The 13,798-nt window shown below is 54.8% G+C and carries 13 protein-coding genes; 5 read left to right on the forward strand and 8 right to left on the reverse strand.

What is annotated here, in order from left to right; translation table 11 throughout:
- Positions 1–85: 85 nt before the first annotated feature.
- Positions 86–1,738: a bifunctional UDP-sugar hydrolase/5'-nucleotidase UshA gene (ushA, locus tag KGP16_RS06405; RefSeq protein ID WP_094981180.1), complete on the forward strand. Its 1,653-nt coding sequence runs from the start codon at positions 86–88 to the stop codon at positions 1,736–1,738.
- A 40-nt stretch (positions 1,739–1,778) separates the two neighbouring features.
- On the opposite strand, the gene ybaK is transcribed toward ushA, so the two are convergent.
- The 5 genes from ybaK to KGP16_RS06430 all read right to left on the reverse strand — a co-directional run bounded on the left by ybaK (position 1,779) and on the right by KGP16_RS06430 (position 7,056).
- Positions 1,779–2,258: a Cys-tRNA(Pro)/Cys-tRNA(Cys) deacylase YbaK gene (ybaK, locus tag KGP16_RS06410; protein WP_094981179.1), complete on the reverse strand. Its 480-nt coding sequence runs from the start codon at positions 2,256–2,258 to the stop codon at positions 1,779–1,781.
- Between the two features lie 221 nt (positions 2,259–2,479).
- Positions 2,480–3,283: a TraB/GumN family protein gene (locus KGP16_RS06415; protein ID WP_071682995.1), complete on the reverse strand. Its 804-nt coding sequence runs from the start codon at positions 3,281–3,283 to the stop codon at positions 2,480–2,482.
- Between the two features lie 149 nt (positions 3,284–3,432).
- Positions 3,433–6,144 (reverse strand): copper-exporting P-type ATPase CopA, encoded by a 2,712-nt coding sequence (gene copA / locus KGP16_RS06420; protein WP_223500986.1) that lies wholly within the window; start codon positions 6,142–6,144, stop codon positions 3,433–3,435.
- Between the two features lie 263 nt (positions 6,145–6,407).
- Positions 6,408–6,815, reverse strand: coding sequence for a type II toxin-antitoxin system HicB family antitoxin (locus tag KGP16_RS06425; protein ID WP_021180099.1), 408 nt, complete (start codon positions 6,813–6,815; stop codon positions 6,408–6,410).
- Between the two features lie 37 nt (positions 6,816–6,852).
- Complete coding sequence (locus tag KGP16_RS06430; protein WP_094981177.1) at positions 6,853–7,056, reverse strand: type II toxin-antitoxin system HicA family toxin; 204 nt, start codon at positions 7,054–7,056, stop codon at positions 6,853–6,855.
- Between the two features lie 224 nt (positions 7,057–7,280).
- On the opposite strand from KGP16_RS06430, the gene cueR reads away from it, so the two are divergent.
- The gene (gene cueR / locus KGP16_RS06435) at positions 7,281–7,682 is read left to right on the forward strand and encodes a Cu(I)-responsive transcriptional regulator (protein WP_094981176.1); all 402 of its coding nucleotides are present in this window, start codon (positions 7,281–7,283) and stop codon (positions 7,680–7,682) included.
- Here the strand turns inward: cueR and KGP16_RS06440 are convergent.
- From KGP16_RS06440 to allS, 3 genes are all read right to left on the reverse strand, one after another.
- Positions 7,679–8,137, reverse strand: coding sequence for an NfeD family protein (locus KGP16_RS06440; RefSeq protein WP_223500987.1), 459 nt, complete (start codon positions 8,135–8,137; stop codon positions 7,679–7,681). The genes cueR and KGP16_RS06440 overlap by 4 nt on opposite strands.
- Positions 8,138–8,139: 2 nt before the next feature.
- Positions 8,140–9,045 carry an SPFH domain-containing protein gene (locus KGP16_RS06445; protein WP_021180096.1) on the reverse strand — a complete coding sequence of 302 codons (906 nt, stop codon included), beginning with the start codon at positions 9,043–9,045 and terminating at the stop codon, positions 8,140–8,142.
- A gap of 183 nt (positions 9,046–9,228) precedes the next feature.
- Positions 9,229–10,152, reverse strand: coding sequence for an HTH-type transcriptional activator AllS (gene allS, locus KGP16_RS06450; protein ID WP_021180095.1), 924 nt, complete (start codon positions 10,150–10,152; stop codon positions 9,229–9,231).
- Positions 10,153–10,504: 352 nt separating this feature from the next.
- Between allS and KGP16_RS06455 the strand changes: the two genes are divergently transcribed.
- From KGP16_RS06455 to gcl, 3 genes are all read left to right on the forward strand, one after another.
- Complete coding sequence (locus KGP16_RS06455; RefSeq protein ID WP_059201975.1) at positions 10,505–10,996, forward strand: ureidoglycolate lyase; 492 nt, start codon at positions 10,505–10,507, stop codon at positions 10,994–10,996.
- Positions 10,997–11,065: 69 nt separating this feature from the next.
- Entirely contained in the window at positions 11,066–11,881 is an 816-nt protein-coding gene (allR, locus tag KGP16_RS06460; protein ID WP_021805438.1) for an HTH-type transcriptional repressor AllR, read from the forward strand.
- A 134-nt stretch (positions 11,882–12,015) separates the two neighbouring features.
- Complete coding sequence (gene gcl, locus KGP16_RS06465; protein WP_115158685.1) at positions 12,016–13,797, forward strand: glyoxylate carboligase; 1,782 nt, start codon at positions 12,016–12,018, stop codon at positions 13,795–13,797.
- The last annotated feature ends 1 nt before the right edge of the window (position 13,798 follow it).

Genomic DNA, 13,798 nt, shown 5'->3' on the forward strand with positions numbered 1-13,798 from the left:
AAAAATTTGAAATTAGTTGCAGCCGATTCGCGTTACAATTTCGTCCTTATCAAAAAATACCCATTATTAACCATGGAGATCTGCCATGCGCTTTTCGCTTCACACCACCGCATGTGCGTTGGCTGTTTCCCTGACGTTGTTTTCAGGAACAGTCAGTGCTTGGGAAAAGGATAAAACCTACGATATCACCATCCTGCACACCAACGATCATCACGGCCATTTCTGGCAGAACGATCATGGCGAGTACGGCCTGGGGGCGCAAAAGACGCTGGTGGACAGCATCCGTCAGGAAGTGGCGGCGAAAGGCGGTAGCGTGCTGTTGCTGTCCGGTGGGGACATCAATACCGGCGTGCCAGAATCGGATTTGCAGGATGCAGAACCCGATTTCCGTGGTATGACGCTGATCGGCTACGACGCGATGGCGATCGGCAACCACGAATTCGACAACCCCCTCAGCGTGTTGCGCCAGCAGGAGAAGTGGGCTTCTTTCCCCCTATTGTCCGCCAACATTTATCAAAAAAGCACTCAGCAACGCCTGTTCAAGCCTTATGCCCTGTTTGAAAAGCAAGGGGTGAAGATTGCGGTGATCGGCCTGACCACCGATGACACTGCAAAAATCGGCAACCCGGAATACTTTACCGATATCGAATTCCGTGTTCCGGCGCAAGAAGCCAAGCTGGTGGTGGAACAGCTGCGCAAAGATGAAAAGCCGGACGTGATTATCGCCGCTACCCACATGGGCCACTACGACGATGGTAACCATGGCTCTAACGCGCCGGGGGACGTGGAGATGGCACGTAGCCTGCCTACGGGCTACCTGGATATGATTGTCGGTGGGCATTCGCAAGATCCGGTCTGTATGGCGAGTGAAAACCACAAACAGGTGGATTACGTACCGGGCACGCCTTGCGCGCCAGATCGCCAAAACGGTACCTGGATCGTCCAGGCCCACGAATGGGGTAAATACGTCGGCCGTGCCGACTTCCAGTTCCGCAACGGCGAGCTGAAACTGGTGCATTACCAACTGATCCCGGTCAACCTGAAGAAAAAGGTAGAGAAAGCCGACGGCACCAGCGAGCGGGTGTATTACACCGAGCAGATCCAGGAAGATCCGTCGATGATGAAGCTGCTGACGCCGTTCCAGGACAAAGGCAAGGCTCAGTTAGAAGTGAAGGTGGGCAGCGTCAACGGCAAACTGGAAGGGGACCGCAGTAAAGTCCGCTTCGTGCAGACCAACCTTTCGCGCGTGCTGTTAGCTGCGCAGATGGAACGCGCCAACGCAGACTTCGCCGTGATGAGCGGTGGTGGCGTGCGTGACTCGATCGAGGCCGGTGACATCACCTATAAAAACGTGCTCAAGGTGCAGCCGTTTGGCAACACGCTGGTGTATGTCGATATGAAAGGCAGCGAGGTTGAGCCATATCTGGCAGCGGTAGCCAATATGAAGGTGGACTCCGGGGCCTATGCGCAGTTCGCCAACGTCAGCCTGGTGGCGGACGGCAAAGGCGTTAGCGACGTCAAGATCAAGGGCGAACCCTTACAGGCAGACAAGACCTATCGTATGGCGACGCTGAACTTCAACGCCCTGGGCGGCGATGGTTATCCGAAGATTGATACCCTGCCAAGCTACGTCAACACCGGCTTTATCGATGCGGAAGTGCTCAAGCAGTATATCGAAAAGCACTCACCGCTGGATGCGGCGGCGTACGAGCCTAAAGGCGAGATCGTTTACAAGTAAGGTACTAGGCCGTTGCAGAGGAAGGTAACGGCCTGCTTTTTCAATCCCGCTTGGCGATCTCGGCGAAGGTGCCGGACAGCAAGTGGCACAGATCGCTGGCCGCCAATTCAATATCCAACCCGCGTTTGCCGCCGGAAACGAAAATGGTGGCAAACTGTTGCGCTGGGCTGTCGATCACCGTGGGCAAGCGTTTCTTTTGCCCGAGCGGGCTGATCCCACCAACCAGATACCCCGTCACACGTTGAGCGACTGCCGGATCGGCCATTTCGGCTTTCTTGGCCCCTAGCGCTTTCGCCACCTTCTTCAAATCCAACTGGGTCGCGACTGGCGTGACCGCTACGGCCAGATTTTTCGCATCGCCATTGAGGGACACCAACAGCGTTTTGTAGACCTGTTCGGCGTTCAGCCCCAGCTTTTTTACCACCTCGTCGCCAAAGTTGGTTTCTTCGCTATCGTGGTGATACGCGTGGAGGGTGAAGGCCACCTTTTGTTTTTCAAGCAGAACCACTGCGGGTGTCATAATTTCTTTTCCAAAACTGTGGGAAGTTGTCATCGGTGGCAACGAAACGATAAAAATGTAGCCGAATGAGCAACCTGTGCCAAGGAGGATGAAAGGCAGTTGCCAATAGGTTCGTCAGGTTGCTACCCTGTCTATTGTAATCGTTAACACGGTTACAATGCGTATAACTAAAATATGAAAAATTCCTCTTTGACTGGCCAATAGCGATATTGGCCACTTTTTTATCGTGCCTGCAGCATGGCCGGTAAATTGTCTTCGCCATACAGATGCAAAGCACCGACTGCCACCACATAGTTGCCCGGCGGTAACGCTTCCAGCTTTTGCTGCCAGTGGCGATTGCGGCGGTGCATCAAGACGTCGTACAACTCGGCACTGAAGGTGGAGGGTAGCGTTTCCAACGTGGCGTTCGGTTTGGCGTCCAGCCACCAGCTCACCATGGTTTGCAGCAAACGGGCGTTGGTGTGCCAGTGCTCTAACGTATCGTGCAGCAGGGCCATACCGCCTTCTGGCAGTTGTTCCAGCATGCTTAGCTGTTCTTCGGCCCCTTCCAGTTCGATCACTGGCATCTGCTGTACTTTAGCGGCTTGCAATAGCTGATAATCAATTCCGTATTCGGCGCGTAAACCCAGCCGCTGTGCCTGCCGTGCTTGCATCATCAGCGCTACCTGCCAGCCGGGAAGAGCAGAGAAGCTCTCTACATCCGCCCCCAGCTCCTGGCATAGCACCTGCAACCGTTGGAATTCTTCATCGCCAAGACGCTCTTCAAGTTCGAGTTGGGGTTCAGCGTGGCCAAATGGCGAGGAGGACCCGGTTATATCGGCCTCAACGATCAACGCATCGGCCTGGCGCAGGCGTGCTGACAGCCGAGCAGGCAGCGGCGACATATCGACGGTGCCCATATGAATGCTACCGACCAAATGTAGTTGGCGATTTCCCGTCAGCTTGATGTCCAAGGCCGGGTAGGTGTAGCTCTGCGGGGAAATAATACCGAGAAAGGTAGCAATGCGGCGTAACAGTTGACCCATACAGCGTGGCTCCTGATCCTTTCCTCCAGCGTGCAGGATGGCTGCTGGCTTTTCCCCATGCTAAACGCTAAGTGGCTGACAATAAACCCCGAGGGCAGAGGAATTATCTCAAAAGGCCGGAGCGCGATGGGGTGCGCTCCGGTTGAAGGTTACTGCTTGGGTTTAAAACGCAGCAATCGGTTGGCGTTGCTGACCACGGTAATGGAGGAGAGTGCCATTGCCGCGCCAGCGACCACAGGGCTGAGCAGGGTGCCCGTCAGCGGATAGAGCACACCGGCGGCAATGGGAATGCCAAGTGCGTTGTAGATAAATGCCCCGAGCAGGTTCTGCTTCATATTACGCAGCGTTGCCTTCGACAAGGCCAGCGCGTCCGCCACGCCGTTCAGGCTGTGACGCATCAGGGTGATCGCCGCAGTTTCGATGGCGATATCACTGCCGCCGCCCATGGCGATCCCGACATCGGCCTGAGCCAGAGCAGGGGCGTCGTTGATGCCGTCACCGACCATCGCTACCCGGTGGCCCTGAGCCTGCAACTGCTTGATCGCTTCGGCCTTACCGTCGGGTAACACGCCAGCAATCACGCGGTCGATACCGGCCTCTTTGGCAATAGCATTGGCGGTCACCGGGTTATCGCCCGTTAACATCACCAGTTGATAACCTTGCTGATGCAGGCGCTGTAGTGCGCTCACGCTGTCACTGCGTAACGGATCACGGATGGCGATCAACGCGGCAGGTTTGCCGTTGGCGGCCAACAGTACCGGCGTGATACCGCATTCAGCCTGTTGCTGTATCTGCTGAGTGAGCTCATCGGTCGCGATCTGATTTTCTTGCAACAGCTTGGCGTTACCCAGCAACAACTGTACGCCCTCAACCTCACCGCTTACGCCGGAGCCGCGCAACGTCCGGAATTGCTCTACCGTAGGCAGTGTCTGCCCTTTAGCCTGTTCGACGATGGCACGGGCCAGCGGGTGGTTAGCCCCTTGTTCCAGTGCTGCGGCCCAACGTAAGGCCTGCTGTTCATCCACCTGGTTAAAGGTGATGATTTCCACCACGCGCGGCTGGCCTTCCGTCAGAGTACCGGTTTTATCGAACACCAGCGTATCGAGATTGCTGGCCTGCTGCAGCGCATCGGCGTCACGCACCAGCACGCCAAACTCCGCGGCCCGGCCAACGCCAGAGATAATTGACATCGGCGTTGCCAGCCCCAAGGCGCAAGGGCAGGCGATGATCAGCACCGTGGTGGCGATCACCAGGGTGTAGACCAACTGCGGTTGTGGGCCAAAGAAATACCAGATGGCGGCGCTGAACAGGGCGATGGCGACCACGGTGGGCACAAATACCGCCGAGATGCGGTCTGCCAGCTTACCGATTTCCGGTTTGCTGCTTTGCGCCTGACGCACCAGCTTGATAATACGTGCCAGCGTGGTTTGGGTGCCAATGGCCGCTGCGCGAAACAGCACGCTGCCGTCGTCTACCACCGTACCGGCATGCACCGTATCGCCGACGCCTTTTTGCTGCGGCAACGCTTCGCCGGTCAGCATGGCTTCATCGATCCACACCTCGCCCTGCACGATTTCGCCGTCAACCGGGATGCGATCGCCAGTCGTCAGGCGCAACGTCATGCCCAATTGCACCTCTGCCAGCGGGATACTTTGCTCACCCAGTTCTGTGACTAGCCTGGCGGTTGGCGGAGTGAGATCCAGTAGCCGTTCCAGCGCCTGGGAAGAACGCTGCCGCGCGCGCTGCTCCATGGCATGACCAAGGTTGATCAGGCCGATGATCATTGCACTGGCTTCGTAATACAGATGCCGTGCCTCCATCGGGAAGAAGTCTGGCCACAGGTTGACGCTGATGGAGTACAGCCAGGCTGCACCGGTCCCCAAGGCGACCAGCGTATCCATGGTGGCGCTGCCGTTCATCAACGATCGCCAGGCATTGCGGTAGAAGTGGCCACCGGCAAACACCATTACCGCCAGGGTAATGATGCCAACCATCAGCCACGGCCGCTGGGTTTCTGGCGTCAGCGACATACTGCCGCCAAACACGCCCCAGGCCATCAACGGGACACCCACTGCCAAGCCTAATGCGGCCTGCCAGCGAAAGCGTTTCATATTAGCCTGTGCGGTTTGTTGTTGGCGTTCACGGCGCTTGGTTTCGTCCTGGATCATCTCCGCGCCATAACCGGCTTTTTCTACTGCTGCGACCAACGCCTGCGGTGTGGCCTTACCTGTGATCAGGGCGCTGCGCTCTGCCAGGTTTACCCGCGCCAACTCAACGCCGGGCACGTTTTGTAACGCCGTCTGGACTTTATTGACGCAGCTGGCACAGGTCATGCCGTTGAGCAACAGCTGGATGCTGTCGTCAGTCTCGCTTGCCGGAAGTGAAGAGGGGGCCGCTGCCTGGGTTTCCGGCAAGGTTGGGGCAGATTCAGTCAGCGGCTCAGTTTTTGGGTGGCTATTGGCTCCCGCCTGGCTGGCGTGATAGCCCGCATCCTCGACCGCTGCGATGAGCTGTTCTGGAGTGGCATCGCCATAGACTTTGGCCCCCTCAAGGGTCACGTCGGCGGCGATCACGCCCGGCACCGCTTCCAGAGCTTTACGGGTGCTGCCCACGCAATGCATGCAGGAGAGGCCGGAAAGTTGTAACTCGGTGTCTGCCTGATGGGCGATTTCTGCCTGGTAGCCAGCGGCAACGACGCTGTCAATCAGCTCGGTAGCCGGGGCTGCACCGGTGATTTTAGCGTAGTGAACGTTGACGTTGGCCTGTTCGACGTCCGCGCGACTTTCCAAGGCTTTTTTCACCTTTTGCGCGCAGTTCATGCAGGAGAGCCCCTGCAACGCCAGCACGGTAGTTTGTGACATGATGGTTTTCCTCGCAAAATAATGGCGGTGGACCGCCTAGGTTCTTTTGATTGAGAATGATCTTAAACCTTCCAGCAAGGGGAAGGTCAATAGAATATTATTTTGATAGAAAAGGATTTGTATTAACGCTGTCTACAACTCGGCCACGCTCCGACATCAGGCCCGAATTTTACGGGGTTTTCTTTGGGCATAAAAAAACCAGCCCAAAGGCTGGCTGTAGACTGCAGACATTCCTCTACCAGCATGCGCACATGCTGCACCCTTTAATGGGATATTTTTTCGCGGGCTAATTCCGCTAGAAACTGGCTGCGGTTTTTGTAGCCGCGTGTGGTTTCGATGTACTTATCGATTGCCGTTAGTAAGTTACGTGGCATCGTCAGATTAAACTTAATCGATTTATCCTCATACTTGGCCGGATCTATCTCAACAAATCCCAAAATGCCGCCGTCTTCTCGCAGCCGACTATCATTGAGATAGGATTGCGGATCTTGGGGGGCGGCTGGAACAGGGAACCCCTCTTCGATGAGTGCTTCCATATGTACCCCAAAGGCCTCTTCTGCATTTTTTGGGATATCTGACATTTTCTCACCGGCAAAAAAACAGCCTTCTACATCGGGAAAGTAGCCATCAAAGCCTTCTGACGTCTTAAAGATGAATATTGGATAAATCATTGTTACTTCTCCAGTAAAGCTGCTGAGGCGTTTTGCGTTAAATCAATTTGAGGCCGGATATCTGTTGTACTTGCCTCAATATGCCCTTTGAAGGATCTTTTTTGGGGTGGGGGATGGTGATGATTTTTGCTACCCCCGGTTTTGTCATTGTTACGTGGCTTCCTGTTGCCTTCTTGCCTCTCGACTTCCTGATAATCCATCCGTCAGCCTGCAATCGTTTGATGAGTTCTCCACTTTCCATCCCTTTCCCCTGCGTCTCTCCTTTTGTGGGTATAATGCCCATCTTTAATCGAGTGGTCAATATTTTGTGGGTATAGCGCCCACTATTTTGTTCTTATCCTGGTTCGCATGATTTTTGTGTTGCAGCTCTAAAGCGGTAATTGTGGGATAAAGAGGTTATGATTTATCGATTTCACACGGTCACGTGAGTGGCCGTGTGCAAGGGTTAAGGTCAAGGGGGATAAAGTGAATATCAGCGACGTTGCCAAAAAAACCGGTTTGACCAGCAAAGCCATCCGTTTTTATGAGGAGAAAGGATTGGTGACCGCCCCGATCCGTACGGACAACGGCTACCGCAGCTACAGTGCCAGGCATATTGAAGAACTGACGTTATTGCGCCAGGCTCGTCAGGTGGGTTTCAACCTCGATGAGTGCCGTGAACTGGTCGCGTTGTTCAACGATCCGGCGCGGCACAGTGCCGATGTCAAAGCCCGCACGTTGCAGAAAGTCGCCGATATCGAAAAGCACATCAGCGAACTGGGGGAAATGCGCCAACGCCTGCTGGCGCTGGCGGAACAATGCCCTGGTGATGAAGGCGCAGACTGCCCGATCATTAATAATCTGGCAGGCTGCTGCCACCAAGGCTAGCGGATAATGGCGCGGATCACCAAGGTGGTGCCTTCGACCGCCACCACTTCAACTTCGGTGCCGATTGGCAGATCCTCGTTGGCTTGCGCGCGCCAACTGCTGTCGGCGATATTGATGCGGCCATGGCCGTTATGCATCGCCTCGGTCAGCGTGGCGCGGGTGCCGATCAGTTGACGGTTGCGCTGGTTGAGTACCGGCGAACCGCTGGTTGCCGTTGGCCGCTTGCGCAGCCAGTACCACCATAGATAGGCCACGGCGATGGTCATCACGGCAAACAGGCCCCCCTGCCACTCCCAGCTCAACTCCGGCAGCAGCCAGATAATCACCCCGACAATCACCGCAGAAACACCGCTCCACAGCAGATAGCCGCTGGCACCAAGCATTTCCGCGGCCAACAGCAGCCCGCCTAGCGAGACCCAGAACCATTGAGGGTTTGCTGCGATCTGTTCCAACATAATTACTTACCTTTGCTGTCTTTCAGCAATTCAGTAATACCGCCGATAGAGCCCAGCAGGCTGCTGGCATCCAGCGGCATCATGATCACTTTGCTGTTATTGGCCGAGCCAATCTTCTGCAATGCGTCGGTGTATTTCTGGGCTACAAAGTAGTTAATCGCCTGGATATTACCGGTGGCGATGGCGTCAGACACCAGCTGGGTTGCCCGTGCTTCTGCTTCGGCAGCACGTTCACGCGCTTCTGCCTGCAAGAACGCCGACTGGCGCTCGCCTTCGGCTTTCAGGATCTGCGATTGCTTATCCCCTTCGGCGCGCAGGATCGCGGCTTGGCGTACCCCTTCCGCTTCCAGAATGTCGGCACGTTTGGTTCGTTCGGCCTTCATCTGGGCGTTCATCGCCACAATCAGTTCGGCCGGTGGACGCACATCACGGATTTCGATACGGGTAATTTTGACGCCCCAAGGGTTGGTGGCCTCATCGACGATATGCAGCAGGCGGCTGTTGATGCTGTCGCGCTGTGACAGCATTTCGTCGAGCTCCATGGAACCAAGCACGGTACGGAAGTTGGTCATGGTCAGGTTAACGATCGCCTGCTCGAGGTTACTGACCTCATAGGCGGCACGAGCCGGATCGACCACCTGGATAAAGCAAACGGCATCGATTGACACGTTGGCGTTATCGCGCGAGATAATTTCCTGGGAAGGGATATCCAGCACCTGCTCCATCATATTGATCTTGCGGCCAATACGATCCATAAAAGGCACTACCAGGTTTAAACCCGGCATCAGCGTTTTGGTATAACGGCCGAAGCGCTCTACCGTCCATTGGAAGCCTTGCGGGACAATTTTGATGCTTGAAAAGACGATAATCAGCGCGACAACGATCACGATCGGAATAATGGTAAACATGGCACAACCTCCTGTCAGACATATTGCTAGATATTACGCCAGTGACAGAGGGAATGCCTAATACATCACCAGGATAAGACTGTTTTTTGCAGAAAACCTCAGGATCTCACGGCGAATACGCCGTTTCTATCAGGTTTGCTGCCGATTAGGTAACTTCAGACCCAGAAGCGATAAAATCGCGTGTTAAACGGGTAAATCAATACTTTGCAGAAAGCCGGTGATGCGTTCATCGCGTCGTTGGAACAGCGTGACAATTTCTTCCACGGCTTTACCACAGTCGTTACGCCAGGCCAGAGAGAGCGGTGACGGTTGCCGCTGATTGACGACGTCACGGGTGATCAACTGGCCGCTATCCAGATAGGGTTGGCACAGATTTTTCGGCAAGAACCCGACGCCCAGCCCCTGCAGGTGGCATTCGAGTTTACTGCGCAGGTCAGGCACCTTGATCTCTTTTTGGCCGGGCAGCAGCCAGGCAACGCGTTTGGTCAGGTTGCGCGAAGTATCTTCCACGTTGATTGCCGGGTAGCTGCGCAGCCGATCTTCGTGCAGTGCCGTGTCCTGGCAGGCCGCGAGCGGATGATCTGGCGTGACCACAAAAGCCCAACTGATCCCCCCCAATTTCAAGACGCTGACGTCATTGGCCAGTGATTCAGAGCCGGTGGTGCCAATGGCCAGCTGAAAATCCCCGTGTAACAACGAATCCCATACTCCCATATACACCTGACGCGAGATATGAAACTGCGTGAAGGGATAACGCTGTTGCAGGTAGGCCAACAGCCGGGCGACGCTTAGCGGGTTGTACAGCAGGTTGTTGATTACGATGTTGACCTGATGCTCCACGCCGTCGTTGATCTGGCGTAGCTCATCGGGCATGGAGTCGAGCCAGTTGTGCCATTGGCGGCAACGTTCCAGCAGGTATTCACCTGCGGGTGTCAGGTTTACGCTGCGGGTGGTGCGGATGAACAGCTGGGTGCCGATGCTTTCTTCCAACGTTTTGATGCGGTAACTGATGGTGGCAGTGGTCTTGTGCAGTAATTCGGCGGCGCGGGAAAAGCTCTGGCATTCCGCGACTTTGATAAACGATCGAATTGTTTCGTGATCCAGCATATCGATTCCTTAACCGGTGCGGCCATCGTTCTCCTAGTGTTGCAAAAGAATTTACTTACCTTAGTTGCCTTGGGTTAGTCATAAAGCCGCTTACCGTGATCTCGCTCACGTTTTATTGCCCTTCCTCTGCTGAATACCGCTGAAAGTGACAACTCTGTTAACGAACTGTATCGCGGAGGTGTTTTTTTTAATGCCTTGATTATTAATTAAATATTTTCTGCTTGGCACAAAAAATGTGCAGTAGATCGTGTTGTGGAAAATTTTTCCAATATTAACTTTTAAATTTCAGGCGACCTGTCTAGAGTGAACCCATTCAGTCATGTTCCTTTTTGAAACGATCCTGGAGAAACTGATGGACCTGATTGCCGTTGAGTTAACGCCTGAAGCCTTTGCACCTTATGGGAATGTATTGCAGATCGAGGGGGCGCCCTTTTTCCATATTAATGGTGGTAAAACAGAAAGATACCATGATCTTGCCAATGTAGAAGTGGCCGATGACCATCGGGTGCTGGTCAGCATCAACCGATCTGAGCCTTGCGATCTGCCGTTGGAGTTCTCCGTGTTGGAGAAACACCCGTTGTCCTCGCAGGCTTTTATGCCGATGAAGGGAGAACGCTTTGTGGTGATTGTTGCTGAAGCCGGGGAAGGGGATGAAATTCCGTTACATACTTTGCGCGCCTTTATCACCAACGGTAAGCAAGGGGTGAATTATCACCGCAATGTTTGGCACCATCCGCTGTTTGCTTATGGCGCGATCACCGACTTTTTCACGGTCGATCGTGGCGGTGCCGACAACTGTATCGTCAAAGCATTGCCAGAGACTTACCGGGTTGTGCTTGGATAGCGCTGTCCCCAGGCGCACAGGCTGTTTATTATAGCGGGGAAACCTTGAGCTAAATAAAGGAAAGCCTGAATGAACGAAGTACGCAGAAAGGGAAGACCAACGACAGAAGCAGGGGCGACGAAAGGCGCGCAGGCGTTGGATCGTGGGTTGGAGATCCTGCAGTTTCTGGCCAATGCCGGAGGAAGCTCGTCCGTTTCCGTGCTATCCGAGAAGTTGGAGTTACCGCTATCAACGACTTTCAGATTATTGAAAGTATTAGAGAAATCGGAATTCGTTTTTCAGGATCCCCAGCTTGGCTGGTGGCATATCGGCATCCAGTCGTTTACCGTCGGTGCGGCTTATATGAATGACAGGGATGTGGTATCGGTGGCGGGCCCTTACATGCGGCGGCTGATGTTGCTATCAGGGGAAACCGCCAATCTGGCCATCAGGAATAACTTTGACGCCGTGCTGATCCGTCAATGTGAGTGCCAGGCGATGGTGCGGATGTGCGCGCCACTTGGCAGCCGCTTACCGCTGCACGCATCTGGGGCAGGGAAAGCATTGCTGTATCCGCTGGCGGAAGAGGAGATGCTGGATTTGTTTGTACGTTCGGGGCTGCACTCGTTTACCCCGAAGACCCTGACCAGCGTAAATCTATTACGTAAGGATTTAGCGCAATCGCAGGCGCAGGGCTATACCGTTGATGCTGAAGAGCACGCTCTTGGCCTGAATTGCCTGGCTTCGGCGATCTTTGACCGTAACAACAACGTCATTGCGGCCATCTCTATTTCAGGGCCTAGTTCGCGCGTTAGCAGCGATCGTTTCAAGGAACTGGGGGAGTTGGTGCGTGACGTAGCCAACGACATCAGTACCGCGCTAGGCGAGTCGCGCAGCAAGAAATAGCACGTTTAAAGCAAAACCTGTAGCCGCGATCGCGGCTGCAGGATGAGGTTACCTCCCCGTTTATTACCTGAACGGGTTTTTTTGAACTCATTTTAAGTTTGGAAAATTTTTCCAAAATTTAGGAGAACGTTGAGATGGCAATTATGCGAGCAGTAGATGCGGCAATGTACGTGTTGGCAAAGGAAGGCGTGAATACCGCATTCGGCGTGCCTGGCGCGGCGATCAACCCTTTCTATAACGCGATGCGTCAACACGGCGGCATCAAACACTATCTGGCGCGTCATGTTGAAGGCGCTTCCCATATGGCGGAAGGTTACACCAGAGCCAAAGCCGGCAATATCGGGGTGTGTCTCGGGACTTCGGGGCCTGCGGGAACGGACATGATCACCGCGCTTTACTCCGCCTCTGCCGATTCCATTCCCATTTTGTGCATCACCGGCCAGGCTCCCCGGGCGCGTTTGCATAAGGAAGATTTTCAGGCGGTAGATATTGAATCCATCGCCAAGCCGGTCACCAAAATGGCGGTGACGGTCATGGAGCCGGCGCTGGTGCCCCGCGTGCTGCAGCAGGCATTCCATTTAATGCGCTCTGGCCGCCCAGGCCCGGTGCTGATCGATTTGCCTTATGACGTACAGATGGCCGAGATTGAGTTTGATCCGGAAACCTATTCCTCGCTGGGGGCTTACAAACCGGCGGCCACTGAAGCGCAGATCGACAAAGCCTTGGACATGCTGTGTGCCGCAAGCAAACCCTTGTTCATTGCCGGTGGCGGGATCTTCAACGCGGACGCGGCCGACCTGCTGCAAGAGCTGGCGGAGACCTGCAACGTACCGGTGATCCCAACGCTGATGGGCTGGGGCTGTATCCCGGACGATCACCCGTTGATGGCAGGGATGGCCGGGTTACAAACTTCACACCGTTACGGTAACGCCAACCTGCTGGATTCCGATTTGGTGTTTGGCATTGGCAACCGCTGGGCTAACCGCCATACCGGTTCGGTAGATAAATACACCGCCGGGCGTAAGGTGATCCACATCGATATCGAACCAACCCAGCTTGGCCGCGTGATCTGCCCGGATCTGGGCATTGTTTCCGATGCCAAAATCGCCCTGCAAATGTTAGTGGCAAGAGCTCGTGAACGTGCGGATCAAGGGACGCTGCCAGATCGCTCACAGTGGGTGGAAACCTGCCTCCAGCGCAAACAAACTCTGCTGCGTAAAACGCATTTCGATAACGTGCCAATCAAACCTCAGCGCGTTTACGAAGAGATGAACCGGGCGTTCGGGCGTGATGCCTGTTACGTCACCACTATCGGGCTTTCGCAGATCGCGGCGGCACAGATGCTGCACGTGTTCAAACCACGCCATTGGATTAATGCCGGGCAGGCGGGCCCATTAGGTTGGACTCTTCCTTCTGCTTTGGGCGTGTGTGCCGCCGATCCGCAGCGCAAAGTGATTGCGCTGTCGGGTGACTACGACTTCCAGTTCATGATCGAAGAGTTGGCCGTTGGCGCGCAGTTCAAGCTGCCGTACATCCACGTGGTGGTCAATAACGCCTATCTGGGGCTGATCCGCCAGTCGCAGCGCGGTTTTGATATGGATTACTGCGTCCAGCTGTCCTATGAAAACATCAACAACCCGGAAGTGGGCGAATACGGTGTCGATCACGTCAAGGTAGTCGAAGGGCTGGGATGTAAAGCGATCCGCGTTGTTAAGCCTGAGGATATCGCTCCGGCCTTCCAACAGGCGCAAGAGTTGATGCGTCTGCATCAGGTACCGGTGGTGGTGGAGATTATCCTTGAGCGGGTCACCAATATCTCGATGGGGACAGAGCTGGATAACGTCAATGAATTTGAACCCGTTGCCGAGTCGCCAGAAGATGCACCGACCTCGGTCAGCTACTTCAACTATCAGTAAG

Origin of the sequence: Serratia sp. JSRIV006 (assembly GCF_019968685.1) — a bacterium.
GTDB lineage: Bacteria > Pseudomonadota > Gammaproteobacteria > Enterobacterales > Enterobacteriaceae > Chania > Chania fonticola_B.

Excerpts from the sequence above, each read along its gene's own strand:
- KGP16_RS06425 (WP_021180099.1), bottom strand. The coding sequence starts at position 6,815 with ATGATTTATCCAATATTCATCTTTAAGACGTCAGAAGGCTTTGATGGC.
- KGP16_RS06455 (WP_059201975.1), top strand. The coding sequence starts at position 10,505 with ATGGACCTGATTGCCGTTGAGTTAACGCCTGAAGCCTTTGCACCTTAT.
- ushA (WP_094981180.1), top strand. The coding sequence starts at position 86 with ATGCGCTTTTCGCTTCACACCACCGCATGTGCGTTGGCTGTTTCCCTG.
- ybaK (WP_094981179.1), bottom strand. The coding sequence starts at position 2,258 with ATGACACCCGCAGTGGTTCTGCTTGAAAAACAAAAGGTGGCCTTCACC.
- copA (WP_223500986.1), bottom strand. The coding sequence starts at position 6,144 with ATGTCACAAACTACCGTGCTGGCGTTGCAGGGGCTCTCCTGCATGAAC.
- KGP16_RS06445 (WP_021180096.1), bottom strand. The coding sequence starts at position 9,045 with ATGTTTACCATTATTCCGATCGTGATCGTTGTCGCGCTGATTATCGTC.
- gcl (WP_115158685.1), top strand. The coding sequence starts at position 12,016 with ATGGCAATTATGCGAGCAGTAGATGCGGCAATGTACGTGTTGGCAAAG.
- KGP16_RS06430 (WP_094981177.1), bottom strand. The coding sequence starts at position 7,056 with ATGGAAAGTGGAGAACTCATCAAACGATTGCAGGCTGACGGATGGATT.
- allS (WP_021180095.1), bottom strand. The coding sequence starts at position 10,152 with ATGCTGGATCACGAAACAATTCGATCGTTTATCAAAGTCGCGGAATGC.
- KGP16_RS06415 (WP_071682995.1), bottom strand. The coding sequence starts at position 3,283 with ATGGGTCAACTGTTACGCCGCATTGCTACCTTTCTCGGTATTATTTCC.
- KGP16_RS06440 (WP_223500987.1), bottom strand. The coding sequence starts at position 8,137 with ATGTTGGAACAGATCGCAGCAAACCCTCAATGGTTCTGGGTCTCGCTA.
- allR (WP_021805438.1), top strand. The coding sequence starts at position 11,066 with ATGAACGAAGTACGCAGAAAGGGAAGACCAACGACAGAAGCAGGGGCG.